Here is a 23,855-nt window from a genome sequence, read left to right on the forward strand (position 1 = left end):
TATGAAAAAGGCGTATCATAATTCAAAGGGGTTCTCTCTCGTGGAATTAATGATATTTGTGGCGATAATAGGTATATCATCAGCAATAATTATCCCTATTTTTTTCAACGATACGAACGATAAAATTGTTAGCAAAATTATCGTCCAAGAATCATTAACTAACAATGAGCAGGACCGGTATAAAAAAAATAAAGAAGAAATTGATAATATAGTAAAAGATCAAATGATCGGAATTGCGCGTAAGATTATCGCAAAAGCAGATCTTTCTGATCAGGAAAAGAAAGCATATAATCTTCGTCAAAAACATCTTGACCAGATTGTTATTGAAGAATCTAAACGGTTTAGCAAAGAAGGCAAAATGGCATATCGTCGAATCAATGGCGGTCTCGGTATCTTTGATACTTCTGGAGTATGCAAAAAGTTTGGTTTTCGTTCGGGCGATCGCATTCTGACAAAATGGGGCGAAGCAACCGTTATTGGAATTTTGGAAGGAGACGACAAACTCTGGTTCCATATAGACGGTAAAAAAGGCGCTTCTTTTTGGTCGGAGATTAGGGAAAAAGATTTTAAGTTGATAAAATCTGCTGAACGGAACGCTAAACAGGAAAATAAATCATCTTTAGAATCGCGGGCAACAGACACGGTCAATACAACAAAAGATAACAACATTGAATCTGTCGGATCTTTAGAAAAAGATGTTTATCTTCTCGGAGAGATGATTCCTCTGATTCAACCAATAACAAACTAACGAGAGCAAAGAGGGTTGCTTCGTTAAATCAACTAGACGGCGATAGAAATAAATTTTTCTCGCCGTCTTTTTATTTTCAAAATTAAGACGGGGGCAGCCCCCGAAGACGGGGGACTGTCCCCTCGGGATGCTTCTTGGGGATAAAATTAGATAAAATGTAGTGGAACGGCTTTGGTTAGCCGTTTTTTCTTTGGGTTTTGAGGTGTTTGACAGGGTAGGGTTGGTGGAATATAATGGATATGTAGTAGAGAAATGTGGATAAGTGTGGGGATAAGTCCGAATTCTGGGGATAACAATTATGTTTATTGGAGAATACTGTCATACGGTTGACGCTAAAAAACGACTGGCGGTGCCGGTCAAATTTCGGAAGGATTTAGGCAAAAAGGCCGTCTTAACAAGAGGGTTGGATAACTGTCTCTATTTGTATCCGATGAAAGAGTGGGAGAAACTCGCTAAGAAATTGTCGGAGTTGCCGATTAGTCGTTCGGACAGTCGGGCTTTCGCGCGTTTGATGTTGGCGGGGGCGATGGATGTTTCTTTGGATGGGCTTGGCAGAGCGCTTGTCCCTGATTATTTAAAAAAATATGCTGGTTTGGGGAAAAGAGTGGTTCTTGCCGGTCTTTATAACAGGATTGAAATTTGGGACGAGGAGAAGTGGGAGGCGTATAAGAAGCAGACGGCCGAGAAGGCGGAGGATATCGCGGAGAAAATGAATGAGTTGGGGATATAAAAATATGAATCATATTCCTGTTCTTTTGAAAGAGGTTTTGGAATATTTAGACCCGAAGTCGGGAGAGGATTTTATTGACGGGACTTATGGATTTGGAGGGCATAGCGCGGAGTTGTTGGAGAGGAATAAGCCAGATGGAAGAGTTTTGGGGATTGAGTTGGATGAGGATGTTGTGGAAATTTTAAAAAAGGAGCCGTTGGATGAAAGATTAGTTTTGGTTCAGGGGAGTTTTGCCGATTTGGAAAAAATCGCGGAGGAAAATAATTTTAATAAAGTAAGCGGGATTTTGCTTGATGTGGGAATGTCTTCGTGGCAGATAGAGGAAAGCGGGCGCGGATTTTCTTTTCGAGGAGATGAGCCATTAGATATGCGTTCTGACGGGGAAAGAGAATTGACGGCGGAGGAAATTATTAACCGATGGACAGAGAAAGAACTGACGAAGATTTTTGATAAATATGGCGGGGAAAGATTCGCCCAGAGAATCGCTCGGGCGATTTGTCAGGAGAGGAAAAGCGAGCGGATTAAGACGACTCGCCAGTTGACAGAAATTATTAGAAAAGCGATTCCGGCGAGCCAGAGACATCAAAAAATTCATTTAGCGACAAGGGTTTTTCAGGCATTAAGAATAGTTGTCAACGGCGAACTTGAAAATTTAGAAAGGGTTTTGCCGCAAGTGTTACGACTCTTAGAAAAAGGTGGACGGCTGGCGGTAATTTCGTTTCAGTCATTGGAAGATAAAATCGTTAAAAATTTTTTTCGCGAAGAGGCAAAAAAGGACGGGCTGAAAATTTTGACCGAAAAGCCGATTGTTCCGGGGGCGGAGGAAGTTCGAGATAATCCTCGGAGCAGGAGCGCGAAGATGAGGGCGGCGACAAAACTATGACTGCTTATATTAAATCAAAAAAGTTTGGAGGGAGGGGACATGATCGAGGTATGTTTGCTTTGAGCGCGCTGATTTGTTTTTCCATTTTTTGTTCCGTGGTTTTTTGTTTGGTTCAGGCGAATAATTTAGTTGGCTGCAGTTATGAAATTAGGGAACAGAAAGAGCGAATCACGGTTTTGGAAACGGAAGCGCGCGACTTAGAATCTCTTGTGGCGCAATGGCGCTCGCCGTCTAATTTGGAAAATTTAGTTCAATCGTTGGGAATGGTTGAGGCGGGAGAAATCATTTATTTAGAAAAGGAGAAGATGGTAGCGGTGAAGGATTAAGATTATGAAGCACTGGCGGATTTATTTATTGGCGGTTGTTGTTTTGTTGACTGGAAGCGGGATTTTTGCCCGTTTATTTTCTCTCCAAATTTTACAGTATGACTCGTTTAGCGCTTCGGCGCAGAATAAGCAGGATTTTTATCGGGAGTTATTTCCAGAACGAGGCGAGATTTTTACGCAGGACTTATCCGCTCTTCAAAGAACGGGGCAAGCGGTTTATCACCCATTAGCCGTTAATAGAGAATTTCAAAAGGCCTATCTTATTCCAAAGGATATTCCCGAAGAGCGCAAAGATGAATTAGCTGACAAGCTTTCCGCAATTCTTGATTTAGACAAGGAGACAGTTTGGCAAAGAATTAATAAAAAAGACGACCCTTATGAGCCGCTTAAGAGCAAAATTAGCCAAGAGGCGGCTCAAAAAATTGAGGAACTTAAAATTGAAGGGGTTGGATTGGCTCCGGAGACCTGGCGTTATTACCCTAATATCTCTTCGTCTTGCCATTTGACTGGATTTGTGGGCGACTCTGATGAGGGAAAAACAGGGCAGTACGGCTTGGAAGGGTATTATGAGGATAAATTAAGCGGCGAGGCGGGCTCTATTAAGGGCAAGAAAGATGTGGCCGGCTATTGGATTCCTTTTTTAAACGACGAGATGGAACCGGCTGAAGACGGAGCGGATTTGATTTTGACTGTTGACCAAAATATTCAATTTAAGGCGGAAAAAGAACTTCGACAATTAGTGGAACAATGGAACGCGGAGAGCGGTAGTATTATTATCATGGAGCCGAAAAGCGGGGCGATTCGAGCAATGGCGAACTGGCCTGTTTTTGACCCGAATGAATATAGCGTTGTGGAAGATATTGATGTTTTTCTTAATTCGTCAACCCAAAAAGCATATGAGTTGGGTTCGGTTTTTAAGCCAGTTACTATGGCGATTGGGATAGACAGCGGTTCGGTCACCCCTCAAACAACTTATGTTGACGAAGGGCAAATTAGAATTAAGGGGAGCGTGATTAATAATGTTGACGGGAAGAGTTACGGGGAGCAGACGATGACGCAGGTTTTGGAAAAGTCGCTTAACACGGGCGCGGTTTTCGTCCAGCGGGCGACTGACATAGAGACATTTCAGGACTATATCCAAAGATTTAATTTTGATTTGCCGACGGGCGTGGATTTGGCGGGAGAAACGGCAGGAGATATTAGCAACTTATTCAGCGAGAGAGAAATTAATTTGGCGACGATTTCTTTTGGGCAGGGGATTACAGTCAGCTCTTTGGGTATGGTGGCCGCTATCGGGGCGCTTGCCAATGAGGGAAAATTAATGAGGCCTTTTGTGGTTGAAAAGATAGTTTATCCAGATGGGAAGGAGGTTGTGACGGAGCCGCAAGTTAGCGGGAAGGTGGTATCTTCGGAGACGGCCAAAGAGGTGACGAAGATGCTTGTGAGCGTGGTGGAGAATGGTTTTGGAAAGCCAGCGAGGATTTCGGGCTATGATATCGCCGGCAAAACGGGAACGGCGCAAATGGCTGATTCTGAAAATGGCGGGTATTCAGAGGAGACGATTCATAGTTTTGTCGGGTTCGCGCCCGCTTTTGAGCCAAGGTTTGTGATTTTAATCAAGATGGATAAGCCGCAAGGCATTCGTTTCGCTTCGGATTCGGTTAGTCCTGTTTTTAGGCGGTTGACGGAATATTTATTGCAGTATTTAGAAATACCGCCACGGTAAATTTTCAATTTCCAATTTTCAATTTCCAAACAATTCTCAATGAATTAATTTTCAAACAAGAAAAGACAAGAAAAAAAATTCAGGAATTAAAAAATTGAAAATTATAGAATTGAAAATTCATTGAAAATTGGAAATTGAAACTTGAAAATTATGTCTATTCTCCAATACATCCTCAAAATTTTATCGCAGATAATTCTTTGGCGTTATCGTCCGCGGGTGGTTGGCATTACGGGGAGCGTTGGGAAGACGGGCGCGAAGGAGGCGATTTACCGCGTTTTGAGGCGGCATTTTAAGGCGCGGCGGAATATTAAAAATTATAATAATGAACTAGGAGTTCCTTTGACTATTTTGGGTTCGGAAACGGGCGGCAATTCGGTTTGGCGCTGGCTGAAAATATTTTTGAAAGCGTCGAAAACTATTATTTGGGAAAAGAATTATCCGGAGATATTGATTTTGGAAATGGGGATTGATAAGCCGGGAGATATGAAATATTTGATGAGTTTTGTCCCGGTTGATGTCGGCGTGATGACGGCGATTGGCGAATTTCCGGTTCATATAGAATTTTTTCCAGAAAAAGGGAGGTTAGTTGAGGAGAAGGCGCTTTTACTCAAATCGTTGCCCGCGGGCGGTTTGGCTGTTTTGAATTATGACGATTTGTCGGTTCGGATGGTTGGTGACGATTTGCCAGAAAAAGTTCGCGTTATTCAGTATGGATTTGGGGAAGGGGCTGATTTGCGAATAGATAATTATCAGATGAGAATCGGCGATTTAGAGAAAAACGACTTTGGAATTAATTTTAAGATTGATTATAAGGGAAGCGCTGTTCCGATGAGATTGCCTGGGGTTTTGGGCAAACAGCAAGCTTCTACGGCCGCGGCCGCGACGAGCGTGGGCGTTTTTTTTGGGTTGAATTTAGTTGATATTTCAAGGGCGGTTAAAAGGTATCGCGCCTTACCTGGTCGGACTAATTTATTAAAGGGAATTAAAAATAGTTATGTTCTTGACGATAGTTACAACGCTTCGCCGCTCGCTGTTTTGGCGGCTTTAGATATTTTGGAAGAGGTTGGGGATTCGCGCAGGAAAATAGTTGTTTTGGGCGATATGTTGGAACTGGGTAATAATATGGAAATAGCGCATCGGCAAATAGGCGCGAGGGCGGCCAAGGTGGCTGATTTGCTTTTTACAGTTGGCGACCGCGCGCGTTTTATCGCTGATGAGGCGCGGCAAAAAGGAATGCCGCGAGAAAATATTTTTGATTTTTCTGATGTTCAAAAAGCGGCCTTGGCGGTTCAAGAAAAAATCGCGGAGGGCGATATTATTTTAGTCAAAGGGTCGCAATCAATGCGGATGGAAGGGGTTGTTAAAGAGATTATGGCTGAACCTGAAAAAGCGGATAAGTTGTTGGTCAGACAAGGGCGAGGATGGACAAATCAAGTTATTTGAGGCACAATAAAGTCGGACTTGTCTATTGGCCCTATCGTCTAGTGGTTAGGACTCCAGATTCTCATTCTGGCAACAGGGGTTCGATTCCCCTTAGGGCTACGCGAAAGGGGGTGAAAAAGATGGCAGAACAATTAATTGGAAGGGTTACTCATTATTTCACCAATATTGGGGTGGCGGTTATTGAGGTTGTTAAGGGAGGGCTGGAAGTAGGCGATAAAATTCATATTAAGGGGTCGACGAGCGATTTTGAGCAAGCGATTGATTCAATGCAAGTGGAGCATCAAGAAGTTAAGAAAGCGAAAAAGGGGGATATGTTTGGGTTGAAAGTCGCTCAACACGCGCGAGAAGGCGACGAGGTGTATAAAGCGGCGTAGATAACTACTCAAATTTTTATGAAAAACGGAAAGACCAAAGTAAAATGCTTGGCGCTTTTGTCGGGCGGCCTGGATTCTATTTTGGCTGTCAAAATTTTACAAAAACAGGGGGTTGTCGTAACTGGCTTATGTTTTGCCAGTTATTTTTTTAAATCAGAGTTAGCCGAAAGGGCGGCTGAATGGTTGGGAATAGATTTAAAAATAGTTGATATTTCGGACGAACATTTAAAAATGGTTAAGTCGCCCGTTTATGGATACGGCAAAAACGCGAATCCATGTATTGATTGCCACTTAATGATGTTAAAAAAAGCGAAAGAGATAATTCGGCTATCCGATAGCCGAACACATTTTGTCGCGACAGGGGAGGTTTTGGGGGAGCGACCGATGTCGCAGAATAAGGGGGCGTTGGAATTGTTGGAAAAAGAGTCGGGACTTTCGGGGTATTTGCTTCGCCCTTTGTCGGCGCGGTTACTTGAGCCGACCATTCCTGAAAAAGACGGTTGGGTTGAGAGGGAAAAACTTTTGGCCATTTCGGGGCGGCAGAGAAAAGAGCAGATGACTTTGGCGGAAGAATTTGGCCTCAAGGATTACCCGACGCCGTCGGGCGGGTGTCTTTTGACAGATCCAGAATTTGGCAAACGCCTGAAAGAACTTTTTAAACGCTGGCCGGATTGCGATGGGAACGATGTTTTGCTGTTGAAATTGGGGCGCCATTTTTGGGTTGGGGATGACAAAATTGTTGTGGGACGGAATGAGGGAGAAAACGCGGAAATTAAAAAATTGTCCGAGGAAAAAGATGTTGTGATGGAGCCAGAAGATTATCCCGGTCCGACGGTTTTAGTGAGAAGCAAGGGAGAAATTTCGGAGGAGATAGTGAAAAAAGCGAAAGAGCTGATGAGAAAATATTCTTAAGTTTTGGGGGCTGCCCCCGTTGCGGGGGCAGCCCCCATTATCTCACTTATGCCTTATTTTTCTTTTACTCAATTTCATATCGGACCAATTACTTTCCAGACATGGGGGACGCTTTTGTGGTTAGCTTTTTTGGTTGGTTATTGGATTTTTTTGAGGGGGGCGAAGAGGGAGGGGGTTAAAGAGAAAGAGATTTTTTTGCTTGTGCTTTGGGTTTTTGGAGGAGCGCTTTTGGGCTCCCGTTTTTTATATTTTCTACAATTTAGCGCTGGGGGATTCGCTTTTCACGGAGGTCTTTTGGGCGGGATGCTGGCGGGCTGGCTTTACGCTGGGAAAAATAAGTTGAATTTTGGGCGACTGGCTGATTTGGCGGCGCCGGCGCTCGCTTTGGGAATTTTTATCGGACGGATTGGCTGTTCCTTAATTAATGACCATCCGGGGGTTTTAACAGATTTGCCTTGGGCGATTGAGTGGCCTGACGGGGCTTTGAGGCATCCAGTTGCGGAGTATTTGGCGCTTAACGCGTTAATTATGTTTTTTGTTTTATGGCGAATTCGTTTTTTTGTCAAAAAGCGAGGACAATTGTTTATTATTTTTTTGGTTTGGTATAATGTAGCGCGATTTTTTCTTGATTTTACGCGGGCGGCGGACACAGAGTTGATTTATTATAATTTAATGATTAGTCAGTGGATGTCTTTGCTTATTTTAGCGGGAGTGAGCGCGTTTTTGTTTTATTCGGCTTTAGTAAAGCCGACTGGTATTGACAGGTTTTGATAATTAGTTTATAATATGAAGCAGTTGGGGGGCTGTGGAGAACTTTCCTTGTGATTAACTCTCTAACTGGTAAAATATAGTTAAGATATAGTTTTTTAATAATTTAATAGATGGGAGCATCTGAAAGGGGGTACGAGATGATGCCTAATATGGAAGAAATGATTTTTTGCTCGGAGTGCGACTTTATTGAAAAGGAACATCCTCGTTGGATAATGGGGATGGAATTTCCTTTTTGTAAGGTGACAGGGGAACCAATTCTTTATCCGCGCAAACCAAAAGTAAGTTGCGCGGCGCTGGATAGGAAAAATGGAAATGGATATAACGGAAACGGAAACGGAGGCGGAAACGGCGATGGAAGACACTAAAAACAACAGACAACCGCTTGTTGGCAAATAAAGAGCCAATGAGCGGTTTTTATTTTTGTAATTTTTATTGTATAATAGAAGCATGGTCAAATCATGGCATAGTTTTTCGGTTAAGAAGACAATTGAGGAATTGAAGACGAGGGTCGGCGGGTTGAGCGAGAGAGAGGCGGAAAAGCGGCTGGGAAGGTATGGGTTGAATGAAATTCCTTCGGAAAAATCTTCTTCAAAAATTAGATTGTTTTTGAGGCAAATCAAGAGCCCGTTGATATATATCTTAATCATTGCGGGCGTTGTTGCTTTTCTTTTGGACGATTACACAGACAGCGTTGTTATTTTTGCCGCTGTTTTTTTGAATACGATTATCGGCTATTTACAGGAGGACAAGGCGAGCCAAGCGCTTGAAAAATTGAAAAAGGTTTTACAAGCGAAAGCGGTTGTTTTCCGCGGCGGCGAGGAAAGAGAGATTTTGCGAAAAAATATTGTTCCGGGCGATATTGTTTTTTTAAGGGCGGGAAATAAAGTTCCGGCTGACGCGCGGATTATTGAAGCGCGCCATTTAACAATTAACGAGTCGGTTTTAACGGGCGAATGGCTTGCCGCTAAAAAAAACGCGGCGGTTTTGCCAAAGGAAACGCCGCTCGCGGACAGGGATAATATGGCGTATATGGGAACGATTATTGAAAGCGGGTGGGCAAAAGCGGTCGTAGTCAAAACGGGCGCGTCGGCGGAAGTCGGGCAAATCGCGGAAATGGTCAGAGAGGGGGGGGAGAAAGAAACTCCCTATCAAAAGAAATTATCTCGTCTTGGAAAGATTGTGAGCATAGTTGTTATTATCGCTTCTTTTGGAATTTTTCTTGAAGGAATTTTAAGGGGGGAAAATTTTGTTGAAATTTTTACTATTTCAATCGCGGTGGCGGTGGCGGCTATTCCCGAGGGCTTGCCGATAGCCATGACGGTTGTTTTGGCGTTGGGAATGGGAAGAATTTTGAAAAAAAAGGGCTTGGTTAGAAAACTTGCTTCTGCGGAAACATTAGGCAGCACTTCAATAATTTTGACGGACAAGACAGGGACATTAACGGAAGCCAAAATGAGCGTTGCTGGTATTTTCACTGGCGCGAACGAACTTTTCAAAGGCGGCGGGTTCGTAAAAAACAAAAATGGGAATCATAAGGAGCGGCATATTAGGGTTATGAAAATGGCAATGCTTTGCAACGAGGCGTTTGTTGAAAATCTTGACGAGCCGACGAGTGAATGGATAGTTCGCGGCGCTCCCACGGAAAGAGCTCTGCTTTTGGCGGGCATTCAAGCGGGTCTTTCTAAAAGAGAACTTGAAGAGAAACAGCCGTTGATTGATAAACTTTTTTTTGACCCTTATTACAAATACGCGGTTAGTTTGCGTAAATTGAACGATGAGAAAAATATTCTTTATCTTGTTGGTTCGCCCGAAAAAATTCTTTCTATGTCTGGTTCTTTAGACAGCGGCGGAAAAAAAGAAAAACTTCTTTTGAGCGATTTCGCGAAAATTAAAAACAAAATTGATGATTTAACAAAGAGCGGTTTAAGAGTTCTCGCGGTTGCTTACAAAGAAACAAAAGAGCAGGCGATAGACAGAGACGAAGAGGAAAAACATAAAGAAATGGTTTTTGTCGGGCTTTTCACCTTACATGACCCGATTAGACCAGGCACAAAAGAGGTCATGGATATTTGCAGGCGGGCGGGGATGAGACCGATTATTGTTACGGGTGACCACAAATTGACTGCTTGGATGGTCGCGTCTAAACTCGGTTTTAATATTAAAGAGGAGGATATTTTAGAAGGGAAGGATTTGGCGAAGATGTCTGACAAAGAACTTGAAAAATGTCTCAAAAAAGTTCAGATTTACGCTCGGGTTGAGCCAGCTCAAAAATTAAGAATTGTCAACGCTTGGAAAAAAAGAGGCGAAGTTGTCGCGATGACGGGCGACGGCATTAATGACGCGCCGGCTTTAAGGCGGGCGGATATTGGCGTCGCGCTGGGTTCAGGAACGGATGTGGCGAAAGATGTTTCCGATATGGTTCTTTTGACGGATAATTTTAACATTATTGTGGCGGCGATAGGGGAAGGCAGGACGATTATTGATAATATTAGGAAAGTCATTACTTATTTGTTGTCCAGCGGTTTTACGGAAATTATTTTAATTGGCGTTAGTTTGTTTTTTGGATGGCCATTGCCTGTTTTGGCGGCTCAAATATTATGGATAAATTTGATTGTGGACGGTCCGATTGGCATTAGTTTGGCGTTTGAAAAAAGAGAAAAGGATGTGATGCGGCAGAAACCCAAGGACTATGGTCTTTCTTTGTTGGATAAAAAGATGAAGATTTTGATTTTTATTATTGGGATTATGACAGACTTTCTTTTACTCGGATTGCTTTACTGGCTTTTGAGATACACAGAATATGACATATCGCGCATTCGCTCAATTATTTTTGCCGGCTTGGCTATCGGTTCTTTGTTTTATATTTTTTCCTGTAAAAGTTTGCGAAGAAATATTTGGCAGATAAATATATTTTCCAATAGATATTTAATTTACGCCTGGCTGTCGGGGGTCTTGATGCTGGTCGCGGCTCTTTATATTCCCTTACTGCAGAAATTTTTAAGAACTGTTCCATTAAATCTTTTTGATTGGTCGCTTGTCCTTGGAGTGGGATTTTTGAATATGGTTTTAATTGAGGCGACGAAGTATTGGTTCATAAGCAGGCGAAGGAAATAAATTATGATTTTAAATCAATTTTTAATTTTTGTTGTTTCGTTTCTTGTTTTGATTTTTTCCAGCAAATGGCTGGTTGGAGCGTTAACAAAAATCGCTAAATTTTTTGGCTGGAAAGAATTTATAGTTGCTTTTTTTACAATGGCTCTTGCTAGTTCCATCCCTAATCTTTCCGTGGGATTAAGTTCTGCCTTGCGCGGGATTTCCCATCTTTCTTTTGGAGAAATTGTCGGAGGAAATATAATTGACCTGACCGTAACGGTCGCCTTAGCGGCTTTGGTTTCAAGAAATGGTCTAAGGGTTTCCGGAAAAACCGTTCAAGTCAGCGCTGTTTTTACTTTAATCATTGCTATTTTACCCTTGATTTTGATTTTTGATGGAAACCTTTCCCGCCCAGACGGCGTTGTGCTAATTTTTGCCTTTCTTATTTATAGTTTTTGGCTTTTTCGCAAAAAAGAAAGATTTAGCAAGGCGTATAACCATAACACAGACCCGATTACCGCGAAGAGTTTTTTCAAGGGCTTAGGAGGGATCTTGGCGGCTGTGGCTTTGCTTTTATTCGCCACGGAGGGAATTGTTAATTCGGCAGTTTATTTTTCAAGTATGCTGGGTTTGCCTCTAACGCTGGTTGGAATGTTTGCGGTTAGTATTGGGAATACCATGCCAGAGATTTTTTTTAGCATCCAGGCGGCGAAAAAGGGCAAGGATTGGATGGTTCTCGGTAATTTACTTGGCGCCGTTATTTTGCCGGTGACCTTAGTTTTAGGAATTGTTGTTTTAATCCATCCGATAGAAATTACCAATTTTTCGCCTTTTGTGATTGCGAGATTTTTCTTGGTGATTTCGGCGATGTTTTTTCTAATATTTTCGCGGACGGGGAAAAGGGTTTCCAAGAAGGAGGCGATTTTTCTTTTGTTGGTTTATTTGTCTTTTATTGTCGCGGAGTTTCTGTTTGGGCAGAATGGGTAGGGGTATTGAGTTTTTTGATTGAGTGTGATAATGTTGGGTTATGGAGTATTTCATTATTTCACTTTTAGTTCTTATTATTCTTGGATTAAGCATTGGTCTTTTTTTATTGTTTAAAAAAAAGAGCGGAGAAGGAAACGGCGAATCGTTTTTGATGCTTCAACAGCAGTTGAGCCAATTAAGTCAGGCGATGGACGGCAAAATGAACGAGTCGGCGAGGGCGATTCAGGAGCAGTCGGGACAGAACGCGAAGATTATCCGCAATGTGACGGAGCGGCTGACAAAGTTGGACGATACCAATAAGCAGGTCATGGGATTCGCGGAACAGTTGCAATCGCTGGAAAATATTTTGACTAATCCGAAACAAAGAGGTATATTGGGAGAGTATTATTTGGAGACAGTTTTGAAAAATGTCCTTCCGCCAAGCGGCTATCAGATGCAGTATGATTTGGGCGATGGGGAAATAGTTGACGCGGCGGTTTTTATTAAAGACAAAATTCTTCCGATTGATTCAAAATTTTCTTTGGATAATTACAACAGGATTGTTAAAGAGAAGGACGCGAATAGAAGAGCGCAATTAGAGAAGAGATTTAAGATTGACCTGAAAGCGCGAATTGACGAAACGGCGAAATATATCAAACCTAAAAAAGGAACGATGGACTTCGCTTTTATGTTTATTCCTTCAGAAGGAATTTATTACGATTTATTGGTCAATCGGATAGGCGCGATTAAAGTCAACACGCGTGATTTGATTGAATACGCTTTTCAGGACAGGCATGTGATTATTGTTTCGCCAACTTCTTTTCACGCTTATTTACAGACAGTTTTGCAGGGCTTGCGGGCTTTACAGATAGAAGAGTCAGCCAAGGGAATACGAAAAGGAGTGGAAGCGCTCGCTAAGCATTTGAATAGTTACGAAACATATTTACAGAAAATGGGCAGTAATTTAGGGACAACGGTTAAAATGTATAACAGCGCCTATAAAGAGTTTGGGAAAATAGACAAGGATGTCATGAAAATCACGGAGGGGGAGTCAAAGATGAAGGTTAAGGAGATAGATAAGCCGGTAGCAGAATAAGAGAATAATTCTCAATTTTCAATTCTCAATTTTCAAACAATTTTCAATAATTAAATTTTCAAACCCGCCCGCAATTGCTATAGCGTTGCAGACGGGCGCGGGAATGACAAAAAAAGAGACGGTTTGATGGTTTGAAGATTGTAAAATTGAAAATTCATTGAAAATTGAAAATTAGAAATTGAAAATTTTATTTATATGTTTGCAGTTATAAAAACGGGCGGGAAACAATATTTGGTTTCCGTCGGCGATAAAATTAAAATAGAGAAGATAGATACCGCTGATAAAAAAGAGGTTGTTTTTGATGAGGTTTTGTTAGTTGTAGACGACAAGGAAGAAGTTAAAATAGGCGCTCCTTTTATTAAGGGCGCCAAAGTTAAGGCGAAGGTCCTGGCGCAAGATAAGGCCAAGAAAATTATTATTTTTAAATACAAAGCCAAAAAGCGATACCAAAAGAAAACTGGTCATCGTCAGCCGTATACGGAAATTGAGATAACGGGCATTTTACTTTCTACCTCTTAGTGCGTTGGAGAGGGTGTTTTCGTCGGTGTATTCTAAGTCGCTTCCAGTTGAGAGGCCGCGCGCTAAGCGGCTTGTTTTTATTTTTAAGGGGGCAAGGAGGCGTTCTATATAGAGAGTAGTTGTATCTCCTTCGGTTGTCGGGCTTAAAGCGAAAATTATTTCTTTAATTTCGTTTTGGGCGTTTTTTACTCTTTGAATAAGTTCCCTGATTTTTAGTTTGTCCGGGCCGAAGTTGTCGGCGGGGGAGATGAGTCCGCCTAAAACATGGTAGAGCCCTTGATATTGCCCTGTTTTTTCAATAGGAGGAATATTGAGGATATTTTCCACAACGCAGATGATGCTTTTGTCCCTTTTGGTGTTTTGGCAGATAAGGCAGAGTTTTTCGCTTTCGGCGATGTTGAAGCATTGGGGGCAGAGATGAATTTCGTTTTTTATATTTTTAATTAAGGAGGAGAGTTGGTCAAGGTCGTCTTGGCTTTGGCTGATTAAATAAAAAACGAGCCGTGTAGCGGCGCGAGGTCCGATGTCGGGAAGTTTGCTTAATTGTGATGATAATTTTTTGATTTGTTCAGGGGGCATATTACATATATTTCTCTAAATTCTTGAAGCTGACTTGGCTTTCATTGAAGAAGAGTTCTATCTTTCCGGTTGGACCATTGCGGTGTTTAGCGACGAAAATGTCGGCGATGTTTTTTCTTTCGCTGTTTTCTCGGTCTTTATCTTCGCGGTAAATAAAGAGGACGACATCAGCGTCTTGTTCGATCGCGCCTGAATCGCGAAGGTCGGAAAGTTTAGGAATGGAAGGGGATCGGCTTTCAACGGCGCGGCTTAACTGGGAAAGGGCGAGGACAGGGAGATTAAGTTCGCGAGCAAGCCCTTTGAGGGAACGAGATATTTCGGTCATTTGTTGGACGGGCGGATCGCTTGGATTGCGAGGAAGAATCATTTGGATGTAGTCAATCATAATTAACCCCAAATCATGTTCTGATTGGAGACGCCGCGCCATCGTCCGCATTTGCATAATTGTCGGGGAGGGCGAGTCGTCAATGTAAATAGGAGCGCTTGATAATTCATCCATCGCTTTTTGAATTCTTTGAAAGTCGTTATCAGGTCCTTCGCCCGAGAGTTTTCCTGTTCTCATCCGCCAGAGGTCAACTTTCGCTTGCGCGCAAATTAGACGGTCAATTAACTGTTCTTTTGCCATTTCAATACTGAAAATCGCCACGGGAACTTTGTTTTTTACTGCCGCGTTGCGGGCGAAATCAAGCGCTAGCGTGGTTTTACCTAAACTTGGTCGGGCGGCGAGAATAATCATATCCGATTTTTGAAAGCCAGCTAAATAATTGTCTAAATCAGGATATCCAGTCGGTACACCCCTAGTCATTTCGTCGCCTCGGTGGAGTTTATCTATTCTCTCAAAGGCCTCCTCTAAACTGTCTTTAATGAGAACGAATTTTTGTCCAATTGTTTTTTGCGAAATGCTGAAAATTTTCTGTTCGGACGAATCAACCAAATGTTCCACATCTTCCGGCTCGCCGTAACTTAATTGGGCGATTTGGTCGGACGCTTCAATTAAATCGCGCAGGGTTTTTTTGCTTTTGACAATTTTGGCGTAATGGACGATATGTGCGGCCGTGGGAACGGCGTTGACTAAGGTCGTCAAATAACTGGCGCCACCCATTTCTTTCAACTGGTTTTTTTCTTCCAAACGGTTGGTCAAACTTAAAAGGTCGATCGGTTCGTTTTTTGCGTAAAGACCGAGCATCGTTTCGTAAATATCGCTGTGAATTCGTTTATAAAAATCCTCGGGCGCGAGCGTATCGGCGATCTTAATAATCGCTTTTTTGTCCAGCATTAAAGAGCCAAGAACAGATTGTTCGGCTTCAATGTTTTGTGGCGGGAGACGACCTTCAATTTTTTTCTTTACAACCATTTTTTCTTTTTGAAATAGGCGACCATTATTCCTGTAGTGAAGAACATAATCGCGAGAACTATAAGCCATGTATATTGACCTCTTTCAATCGATGGGATATTGCTAAAGACATTCATTCCGAAAAATCCGACAATGACGCTTAAAGGGAAGGTGATAAAAGAAACGACAGTCAGAAACTTCATAATATCGTTTAATTTGTAAGAGAGCAAGGAATTGTTTGTCTGTTCAATGGAAGCGACAAGTTCGCTGTGGTTTTCAAGGGCGTTCCAGACCCTGATTGATGAACCAATAACCTCTTGTGTAAGGGGTTTGAGCGCTGTTCCGAAAAATCGCAGCGATTTTTTGCCCAGTATTTCCAAGACCGAACGCTGGGGTTTAACGGCGCGGCGGAAATCAATAATATCTTTTTTAATAATGGAAATTTCGGCAAGCATTTCTTTTTCTTTTCCTTGGAAAACATTGTGTTCAATTTCTTCAATTTTTTCGCTGATGTGGTCAAGCATTGGCAGGCAAGAGTCAATGAGCCAGTCAAGCAAACTAAAGAGCAAATGCCCTCGGCTTTTGAAATATTGCGCTTGGTGGTAATCCTGAACTTGGCAATCGTTAAAAAATGTTTCCAGAGAAGGAATGTTTTCGTTGTGGCTGGTAATTAAAGTGTCGCCGACGACAATTAAGTCCAATTCAACGGGCTCGGTTTGGCGGGTTTCAGGGTCGTAAACGGGAAAATAGAGGACGAGGAAAAGTTGTTCGGGATATTCCTCTATTTTAGGACGGTGAAGATTGGGTAGAAACTGCTGGACGATAAAGGGATGGAGGTTGAATTTTTCCTTGAGTTCGTCCAGGTCTTTTTGTTTTGGATTTTGAATGTCAATCCAATTGATATTATTGGCTGTTATTTTTTTCATAATTTTGTTAAGTTATTTATTTTTTTAATCATTTTCATATTACCATATTTTTTAAACCGGGGACAGTCCCCGCGGAGTTAAGACGGGGGCTGCCCCCGCAACGGGGGCAGCCCCCATGGGATTTAAAAAGTGTTCAACCTTCAGGGTTGAACACTTTTTAAAGATTAAAGGTCTGACCTTTTTGACATAACCTTTTTGTTAAAATTTCTTTGCAAAAATTTGGGGGTTGTATAATTCGGCTTTGGTAAAGCCGAATGGGGGGGCAGCCCCCTAAGACGGGGGACTGTCCCCAGTCCATCATTCTTGATATTTTTTTGCTAAAGTGGTAGGATTGTGGTAAGATAATTTGCGATGAATAAAAAAGAAAACGAAAAAGATACGACGGTATATATCAATGAGGACTTGGACGCGGAGGGACTTGGGGGGAAATTGAAGCGGTTGCGGAAGAAGTTGAAGGAATGTCAGAAGGAGAAGGAGGGGTATTTAAACCAGGCGCAGAGGGCTGGGGCTGATTTGATTAATTATCGGAGGCGACAGGAGGGGGCTTTGGAGGAGATTGTGAAGCGGGCAAGCGACGGTCTGATTCGGGAGTTGCTTCCTGTTTTGGATAGTTTAGAAATGGGCGCGCGGGAGAATGAAGGAGTTGGATTGATTAAGGAGCAGTTGGAGGCGGTTTTGGGAAAACGCGGAGTCAAGGCGATTGAGGCGGTTGGGGAAAAGTTTAATCCCGAACTGCACGAGGCGATTGAGCAGGTTGAGTCGGAAGAGGAATCGGGGATTGTTGTTGAGGAAGTTCAAAAAGGATATTTTTTAGGAGAAAAAGTTTTGAGAGTAAGTCGAGTGAAGGTAGGGAAATAAATAAGGGGGCTGCCCCCGTTGCGGGGGGCAGCCCCCAATGTTAATTTATTTAGTTGGCAGTTAATTTTTCTAGGGTTATAATTTAACAGTAGAAAGAAAAGCCGTCAGCAATGCGTATTTATGCCTATTAAATGGCAGCCATTTAAGGATTTTGAGAAGCCCGCGGATCTTCCAGAATTATTTGGAGGTGAGGAAAACGGAATGATGCCTTTTTTGCCTCAGATGCCTTTTCAATTGGAAGAGCCGTCGGTGGATATTTATCAGGACAAAAATAATCTCTATTTAGAGGTTTCTTTAGGCGGAATGAAGCCGGAGAATATTGATATTTCTATTGAGAATAATGTCTTAATTATTCAAGGCAAGAGCGAAGCGAAAGAAGAAATTAAAGAAAAGGATTATTTGCGGAAGGAGATTAGAAAAGGAGCATTTCGTAGAATGATTAAATTGCCCGCGCAGGTTTTGGAAAAGAAAGCGAGCGCGGAAGCTATCGGGGGATTGCTTAAGATCACAATGCCTAAGGCATCAAAGAAGGCGTCTCAAGCGAGTCAAGTGCCGATAAAAATAAAATAATTTTTAAAAACTATGAGTAAAATAATTGGTATTGATTTAGGGACATCTAATTCCGCCGCGGCGGTTGTTGAGGCGGGGAAGCCGGTGATTATTCCTTCAGCCGAGGGAACGATTGTCGGAGGCGGAAAGGCGTTTCCTTCTTATGTCGCCATGACGAAAGATGGCGAACTTTTGGTGGGCGAGCCAGCGCGACGGCAAGCGGTGACCAATCCCGAAAACACGGCGAGCGCTTTTAAGCGCAAAATGGGGACGAAGGAAAAGTATCTTTTGGGGGGCAAGGAATATACGCCCCAGCAGTTATCGGCTTTTGTTTTGCAGAAAATTAAAAAGGACGCGGAAAGGTTTTTGGGCGAGCCGGTGACAAAAGCCGTTATTACCGTTCCCGCCTATTTCAGCGACGCGCAAAGACAAGCGACTAAAGACGCGGGCGCGATCGCGGGACTGGAAGTGGTTCGCATTATTAACGAGCCGACCGCCGCTTCGCTCGCTTACGGCGTTGATAAAGCAGGCAAAGAAGAGAAAGCGCTTGTTTTTGATTTTGGAGGCGGAACTTTAGATATTACGATTTTGGAAATGTTCTCGGTTGACGAGGATGATGAAAAAGGCAAGACAAGCGGATTTGAGGTTAAATCAACTTCGGGCGACACAGAACTAGGCGGAACAGATATGGATAAGGTTTTGTCGGATTACATTGTTGAGAAATTTAAAAAAGATAATGGCATTGATTTGAAACAAGACAAAACCGCCTTACAGAGAGTAATAGAGGCGGCGGAAAAAGCGAAGATTGAACTTTCTTCCACTTTAGAGACAGACCTTAATTTGCCTTTTTTGAGCGCTGGCGCCGAAGGACCAAAGCATTTAGTCATGAAAATTACGAGAGCGAAACTGGAAGAATTAATTAAGCCGATTGTTGAAAAATGTCGCAAGCCGATGGAGCAGGCGTTGAATGACGCGAAATTGACGCCGACCGATATTACGAAAGTTATTTTAGTCGGCGGACCGACAAGAATGCCGATTTTGCAAAAATTTGTTGAGGACTACATTGGAGGCAAAATTGAGAGAGGGGTTGACCCGATGGAGTGCGTCGCGATGGGCGCGGCGATTCAGGGCGCGGTTTTAGGCGGAGATATGAGGGAGATACAACTATTAGATGTGACGCCTTTGACATTGGGGATTGAAACACTGGGCGGGGTTTTAACGCCTTTGATTGAACGAAACGCGACGATCCCGACTTCTAAAAGCCAGGTTTTTTCCACGGCGGCTGATAGTCAGCCAGCGGTGGATATTCATATTCTACAAGGCGAAAGACCAATGGCGGCGGATAACAGAACACTTGGACGATTTATTTTAGACGGCATTCCGCCCGCGCCGAGGGGCGTTCCGCAGATTGAGGTTTCGTTTGATATTGACGCGAATGGAATTTTGAATGTCAAGGCGGCAGATAAGGCGACGGGTAAGGAGCAACATATTACGATTACGGATTCTTCGGCTTTGTCAAAGGAAGAAATTGAAAAAATGAAAATGGAAGCGGAAACGCACGCAGTTGATGACCGCAAAAAGAAAGAATTGATTGACGCGCGCAATCAAGCGGATACGCTTATTTCCTCAACGGAGAAGGCCTTGAAGGATTCGGGCGATAAGGTTAAAGAGGAAGACAGAAAAAATGTGGACGAAAAATTAGAGGCGCTCAAAAAAGCGAAAGACAGCGCGGCGATAGATGAATTAAAAAAAGCGATTGATGATTTGTCGCAGGAAATTCAAAAAATTGGCGCGCAATTGTATAAAGATGTTGAAAAAGAAAAAGCAGAGCAATCGGAACCGGAGATAAAAGATAAAACAGTGGAAGGGGAGTATGAAGAGGTGAAAGAGTAATTATGACAGGGACAGTCCCCGTTGCGGGGTTAAGATGGGGGCTGCCCCCGCAACGGGGGCAGCCCCCAAAATTACCAAAAACCCTTGACAAAAATAGTATAATCTTGTTAAGATGCGATTGCCTGAGATACAGGCATTTTTTATTACAAAAAATATGAATTATAAGAAAGCGGGGAAAATTGTTTTAGGGAAAAAGTGGCTTGTTTTTTGGGCGACTATTTTGGGCGCTGTTTTGATTTTTGATTTAATGGTAATTCAAGCGCCGGATTATAAAGCTAATTCAAAAATTTTGGTTGTTCAAAAGCAAGTGGCGGGGCAGGATATTTATACGGTTTCTAAATCGGCGCAATATCTTGTTCGTATTTTGAAAGAGGGGATTTATTCAGATAGTTTTTTTGAAAAAGTTATTCAATTGCCTTATGGCGTAGATGAAGCGGATTTTCCGTCTAAGCCAAAAGAAAGGCGAAAAGAATGGGAAAAAACCGTTCAGGCGATTATTGTCCGCGATTTAGGCGTGATGGAAATTAATGTTTTTTATCCTGAAAAAGAAAAAGCAGAACAGATTAGTCGCGCGATTACCGATGTTTTGTTAACGGAACATAATTTTTATCATGGTGGCGGAGATAATGTCGCGTTAAAGGTTTTGGATGAGCCGTTGGCGAGCGAAAGACCAATGACTCTTGGTTTATTGTTCGGCTCGGTTTTAGGCGCTTTAATTGGATTTTTAATCGGCGTTGGATGGGTTTTGAGGAAATGGTTAAGAGGTGAAGGAAGCGATGGGCGTTCGGGCGAGGGATTTACTTCTATTGGCGAGGAAATAGAGAAGAGAAGGGGAGAGTAAAAACACAAAGACGGGGACAGTCCCTGTTGCGGGGACTGTCCCCTCGGGGTTTGGAAATTTGCTTTTTGGGCGGAAAAAGGTTTTTGTCCAAAAAGGAGGTTTTGAAAGATCTTTGAAAATTAAATAATAATTATAAACTGCCGTTTCGCGGCGAGAGGAAGGTGGAGAATGAAAAGAATTACGATAGCAATGTTAGTATCGGTTTTTCTTTTTGCCGCTCTATTTGGATGCGGCGGTCGGCGATATATTATGGCGGAGAAGGACATTTCAAAGGATTTAGTTTTGCCTGAAGAGACGCCTTATTGCGTTATTTGGGCGGAGATTAATCCGATTCTTGAAAGGTCGGAGCCGGGGAGGAATCATTATTTGCATTTTGAAAATGGCGATTCTTTTCTTGGGGCTCGGGTTTATGTTGGCAATCAAAAGAAGTTTATGATTGTCGCGCATAAATCTGAAATTGACCTTACTCAAAAAGCTGTCATTTCTTCCCGAAGCGGAAAGAGGTTTTATTCTCTTGATGGGAAAGAAATTTATAGCAAGGACGGATTTTTGGTTCCCGAATTTAATTGGGCGAAAATCGCGTCTTTAAAAGAAAGCGAGATTAAAATTTGGCAGAATATTTTGCCGGGGTCTGAAGAGGATAAAAATGTTCAGGCAATCTCGACTGGAATTGGGAAAGAGATGGATAGGCAATATCCAAATTTGTTTGAAAGGGCATTGTCTCGGGTGGCGAAAATTACCACAGAAGATATTGTTTTGGCCGGCGCGACTGATTTTACCAGTTTGTTTGGGATATTCGGAATTCGCGCCTGGGTTCTTGTTGAGGCGTTTGTTGAGAAAGCTGATTTGTCCTTGCCATATTATGATACGGCTTTGGTAAATCGTTTTCAGATGGCGCTGGAAGTAGCTCCTGTTTTTGTAAAAATAGATAATGCCGTGGAGCAATATTACAAAGACAGGGCGCTATGGTGGAAATTGTATGGTGAGGATATGAAGTAATCCAGAAAAGATAGGGACAGTCCCCGCAACAGGGACTGTCCCTATCAAACTATTAAAACCATAAAAAGGAGGTGGGTGTTGTGAAAAAGTTTTTGTTTGCCGTAACAATAATGGCAATAATGGTTTTCGCGAATCCTGCCTTTTCTTCGGATAAGAGCGGGGTTCATATCGTAAAAAAAGGTGATTCTATTTATAGAATTGCCACAAAAGTTTTCCATCTGAATTGGGGACAAGTTAGAACAGACGCGAAAAATAGGAATTTAATTTTTCCGGGTCAGAAAATTAGTTTATCTGATTTAATTGACGCGTCCGTTCTAAAAAAAGTTCGGATTGGAAGTAATCCCTTTAGGAGTAAAGGAATTAATCCGCTTTCGCAAAAGCAAATTGCTAAAGATAGAAGAGGATTGATTGAGATTTGCGGCTTGTCAGGAGCGGAAGCCGATAGAATTCTCGCGATTCACAAAAAATCTATTGCGGAAAAATCACAAGATGGTTTTAGGTGGGATTTAGTTGGCAATAAAGATAAGTTCGACTTAATGCTTTTTGGCAATATGAAGGTTGTTTCCAACCTAATTGTTGTTGAAAAACTAAGCTTAAAGCATTCAGCCCGCGTTTATAGTATTAGCGGAAAACAAATTTGGTATATCTTGCGCTGCGGGAATTGGGCAATTAGAGGGAAAAAAATTCCTCCGCCACCTGCGCCGCCTTTCGCCGATATGGGCGAATTAGAAAGGGCAATTGCTAAAATTCAACAACCTAAAGAATACAAGTGGGACTGGGATTCTACTTGGGGCGCGTTTGATGAAAGATATACCGACGGGAATAAAGTGAAGGGTTGGTGGCAATCCACGACTCTTTATCCTGTTGTTCTTGATGATGACGAAGGCAATGAGTGGGCTTTTGGGCTCAACTACACTACTCGCAATTGGAAGGGCAAAACAGGTGAAGAAGACCCATTTCGCTATAAAGGAGATGTGGATATTTGGTCTTTGGCCGGACGATTTCGAGATGATTCTCGCGATTGGGAAGCGATTAGCCGCGTTGGTTTAGGCAATCGTAAGGACAAAGGATTTTTGGTTAACGAATACGGCCGCTACGATATGAAGCAGAAAACAGATATTTTAAATATCTATAATTCTGTTGAGTATAGCGGACGGACTAACGAAAAATGGTTTAGCAAGACCCGCGGCTCAATGGAGTTGGAATTTGGCTATAATGAGAAAAAGGAAGACCATTGGGAAGGGCAAGCGTTAGGCGGCGAGCCCGACGACAAAAACGCTTATAATATATCGTTATACAGTGACATATATAGTTTGAACCAAAAAAAGTCCGTCCAAATCTGGGCGGAAGGCAGGAGTACTTATTACGCCGAGCATTATAGGCTGGGTAATAGGATAGCGGGAGGATTATCTTTTTGGAATGGTTCCATTAAGGTAGGTCCCGGATATACACACTGGAATAGTAGTCATGCCGATTCAAAAGGGTGGTATGGCGAAGTGAGTTTATATAATCTCTATCACACAATTGTTGGTTATCCAGCAGGGGATGATTGGGATTTTGAGAAAGATATAGAAGAGGGATATTAAAAAATACTGAAAAGGAGGTAGGAGAGATGAGAAATCTTATCAGATTAGGAATAGTGGCGTGCTTAATGTTTTTTTTAGTAAGTTGCGCTCATCAGAAAGATGATAGTTGGAAAGAAAACATTGCAGCCGATATGAAATCGGACATTAAAGAAGCAGACGACGCTTTCGCGAAAAAAGAAAAAGTGGAATCGTTGGTTCCTGTGTTTGAACTTTTGGATGGAGGGAAAATGATCAAAGTGACTTTTGAGGGATCTTATTTGGTTCCTAAGAATGACACAAAAGCGCCTCCATTTGAACCATCGAGAATTCGTTTAGTTTCTCTTTTTAAAGAAAGAGGCGGATATAAAACAAAGTTTTTCTCCGAAGTTAAAGTGGCTAATGGCACGGCTGTTATAACCATTCCCAATCCGGCGCTAAGGTTCGGAGAGCCATTTGTTGATGGATGGTGGGGGATGGGAATAAGCGTTAAGAACGAACTGGGTTATTTAATGATTAACCCAGACAATAATTTTACGGCTTATAAAACCACTATCTTCAATAAGGCCGATATTAACACATTGTTGATTTGCCCGGTCTTTTACAAAGACAAAGTAAGACCATTGAAGGAAGTTCTGGCGGAAAAAAAGATTAAAATGGATGATTTTATTTCTGCTAATAGGTGGGGCTATTGTCCCGAATTGAAATAACAACAAACAAACCCTTGT

24 protein-coding genes and 1 tRNA gene are annotated in these 23,855 nt (G+C 42.4%); 22 read left to right on the top strand and 3 right to left on the bottom strand.

All coding sequences use genetic code 11. The features are described from left to right. Window position 1 precedes the first annotated feature (1 nt). The 15 genes from KKF19_03060 to rplU all read left to right on the top strand — a co-directional run bounded on the left by KKF19_03060 (window position 2) and on the right by rplU (window position 13,587). Window positions 2-748: a prepilin-type N-terminal cleavage/methylation domain-containing protein gene (locus tag KKF19_03060; protein ID MBU2579904.1), complete on the top strand. Its 747-nt coding sequence runs from the start codon at window positions 2-4 to the stop codon at window positions 746-748. A gap of 298 nt (window positions 749-1,046) precedes the next feature. Next, window positions 1,047-1,478, top strand: a complete 432-nt coding sequence (gene mraZ / locus KKF19_03065) for a division/cell wall cluster transcriptional repressor MraZ (protein MBU2579905.1) — start codon at window positions 1,047-1,049, stop codon at window positions 1,476-1,478. Window positions 1,479-1,482: 4 nt separating this feature from the next. Further along, complete coding sequence (gene rsmH / locus KKF19_03070) at window positions 1,483-2,361, top strand: 16S rRNA (cytosine(1402)-N(4))-methyltransferase RsmH (protein MBU2579906.1); 879 nt, start codon at window positions 1,483-1,485, stop codon at window positions 2,359-2,361. Further along, the gene (locus KKF19_03075; protein ID MBU2579907.1) at window positions 2,358-2,687 is read left to right on the top strand and encodes a hypothetical protein; all 330 of its coding nucleotides are present in this window, start codon (window positions 2,358-2,360) and stop codon (window positions 2,685-2,687) included. Before rsmH ends, KKF19_03075 begins: the two co-directional genes overlap by 4 nt. Window positions 2,688-2,691: 4 nt before the next feature. Next, window positions 2,692-4,413, top strand: coding sequence for a penicillin-binding protein 2 (locus tag KKF19_03080; GenBank protein ID MBU2579908.1), 1,722 nt, complete (start codon window positions 2,692-2,694; stop codon window positions 4,411-4,413). Between the two features lie 150 nt (window positions 4,414-4,563). Beyond that, the gene (locus tag KKF19_03085) at window positions 4,564-5,856 is read left to right on the top strand and encodes a UDP-N-acetylmuramoyl-tripeptide--D-alanyl-D-alanine ligase (GenBank protein ID MBU2579909.1); all 1,293 of its coding nucleotides are present in this window, start codon (window positions 4,564-4,566) and stop codon (window positions 5,854-5,856) included. Between the two features lie 27 nt (window positions 5,857-5,883). Next, window positions 5,884-5,955, top strand: a tRNA-Glu gene (locus KKF19_03090). A gap of 20 nt (window positions 5,956-5,975) precedes the next feature. Beyond that, complete coding sequence (locus KKF19_03095; GenBank protein MBU2579910.1) at window positions 5,976-6,230, top strand: hypothetical protein; 255 nt, start codon at window positions 5,976-5,978, stop codon at window positions 6,228-6,230. Window positions 6,231-6,248: 18 nt separating this feature from the next. Beyond that, window positions 6,249-7,142: a tRNA 4-thiouridine(8) synthase ThiI gene (locus KKF19_03100; GenBank protein MBU2579911.1), complete on the top strand. Its 894-nt coding sequence runs from the start codon at window positions 6,249-6,251 to the stop codon at window positions 7,140-7,142. A gap of 48 nt (window positions 7,143-7,190) precedes the next feature. Further along, window positions 7,191-7,913 carry a prolipoprotein diacylglyceryl transferase gene (locus KKF19_03105; GenBank protein MBU2579912.1) on the top strand — a complete coding sequence of 241 codons (723 nt, stop codon included), beginning with the start codon at window positions 7,191-7,193 and terminating at the stop codon, window positions 7,911-7,913. 110 nt (window positions 7,914-8,023) lie between these two features. Then, window positions 8,024-8,278 (top strand): hypothetical protein, encoded by a 255-nt coding sequence (locus KKF19_03110; GenBank protein ID MBU2579913.1) that lies wholly within the window; start codon window positions 8,024-8,026, stop codon window positions 8,276-8,278. Window positions 8,279-8,360: 82 nt separating this feature from the next. Then, the gene (locus tag KKF19_03115; GenBank protein MBU2579914.1) at window positions 8,361-11,027 is read left to right on the top strand and encodes an HAD-IC family P-type ATPase; all 2,667 of its coding nucleotides are present in this window, start codon (window positions 8,361-8,363) and stop codon (window positions 11,025-11,027) included. Window positions 11,028-11,030: 3 nt separating this feature from the next. Further along, window positions 11,031-11,993, top strand: a complete 963-nt coding sequence (locus tag KKF19_03120; GenBank protein MBU2579915.1) for a sodium:calcium antiporter — start codon at window positions 11,031-11,033, stop codon at window positions 11,991-11,993. A gap of 40 nt (window positions 11,994-12,033) precedes the next feature. Next, window positions 12,034-13,068, top strand: a complete 1,035-nt coding sequence (locus KKF19_03125) for a DNA recombination protein RmuC (GenBank protein MBU2579916.1) — start codon at window positions 12,034-12,036, stop codon at window positions 13,066-13,068. Window positions 13,069-13,263: 195 nt separating this feature from the next. Beyond that, window positions 13,264-13,587 (top strand): 50S ribosomal protein L21, encoded by a 324-nt coding sequence (gene rplU, locus KKF19_03130; protein ID MBU2579917.1) that lies wholly within the window; start codon window positions 13,264-13,266, stop codon window positions 13,585-13,587. On the opposite strand, the gene recR is transcribed toward rplU, so the two are convergent. The 3 genes from recR to KKF19_03145 are packed head-to-tail and all read right to left on the bottom strand — an operon-like array spanning window position 13,570 to window position 16,425. Further along, window positions 13,570-14,166 carry a recombination mediator RecR gene (gene recR / locus KKF19_03135; protein MBU2579918.1) on the bottom strand — a complete coding sequence of 199 codons (597 nt, stop codon included), beginning with the start codon at window positions 14,164-14,166 and terminating at the stop codon, window positions 13,570-13,572. The two genes, rplU and recR, sit on opposite strands and share 18 nt — an antisense overlap. A 1-nt stretch (window position 14,167) precedes the next feature. Continuing rightward, the gene (gene dnaB / locus KKF19_03140; protein ID MBU2579919.1) at window positions 14,168-15,520 is read right to left on the bottom strand and encodes a replicative DNA helicase; all 1,353 of its coding nucleotides are present in this window, start codon (window positions 15,518-15,520) and stop codon (window positions 14,168-14,170) included. Further along, window positions 15,511-16,425, bottom strand: a complete 915-nt coding sequence (locus tag KKF19_03145) for a magnesium transporter CorA family protein (GenBank protein ID MBU2579920.1) — start codon at window positions 16,423-16,425, stop codon at window positions 15,511-15,513. The genes dnaB and KKF19_03145 overlap by 10 nt, the downstream gene beginning before the upstream one ends. A 351-nt stretch (window positions 16,426-16,776) precedes the next feature. Between KKF19_03145 and KKF19_03150 the strand changes: the two genes are divergently transcribed. The 7 genes from KKF19_03150 (at window position 16,777) to KKF19_03180 (ending at window position 23,837) form a co-directional block, all read left to right on the top strand. Further along, complete coding sequence (locus KKF19_03150) at window positions 16,777-17,283, top strand: nucleotide exchange factor GrpE (protein ID MBU2579921.1); 507 nt, start codon at window positions 16,777-16,779, stop codon at window positions 17,281-17,283. Between the two features lie 120 nt (window positions 17,284-17,403). Further along, entirely contained in the window at window positions 17,404-17,853 is a 450-nt protein-coding gene (locus tag KKF19_03155; protein ID MBU2579922.1) for an Hsp20/alpha crystallin family protein, read from the top strand. A gap of 12 nt (window positions 17,854-17,865) precedes the next feature. Next, complete coding sequence (gene dnaK, locus KKF19_03160) at window positions 17,866-19,725, top strand: molecular chaperone DnaK (GenBank protein MBU2579923.1); 1,860 nt, start codon at window positions 17,866-17,868, stop codon at window positions 19,723-19,725. Window positions 19,726-19,879: 154 nt separating this feature from the next. Continuing rightward, a complete protein-coding gene (locus tag KKF19_03165) occupies window positions 19,880-20,566 on the top strand; it encodes a hypothetical protein (GenBank protein ID MBU2579924.1) in 687 nt (228 codons plus the stop codon). 168 nt (window positions 20,567-20,734) lie between these two features. Next, window positions 20,735-21,565: a hypothetical protein gene (locus tag KKF19_03170; GenBank protein ID MBU2579925.1), complete on the top strand. Its 831-nt coding sequence runs from the start codon at window positions 20,735-20,737 to the stop codon at window positions 21,563-21,565. Between the two features lie 80 nt (window positions 21,566-21,645). Next, window positions 21,646-23,151, top strand: a complete 1,506-nt coding sequence (locus KKF19_03175; GenBank protein ID MBU2579926.1) for a LysM peptidoglycan-binding domain-containing protein — start codon at window positions 21,646-21,648, stop codon at window positions 23,149-23,151. 26 nt (window positions 23,152-23,177) lie between these two features. Further along, window positions 23,178-23,837 (top strand): hypothetical protein, encoded by a 660-nt coding sequence (locus KKF19_03180; protein ID MBU2579927.1) that lies wholly within the window; start codon window positions 23,178-23,180, stop codon window positions 23,835-23,837. Window positions 23,838-23,855 lie beyond the last annotated feature (18 nt).

The organism is Patescibacteria group bacterium, assembly GCA_018830295.1.
GTDB lineage: Bacteria > Patescibacteriota > Minisyncoccia > Portnoybacterales > UBA2143 > JAHJSM01.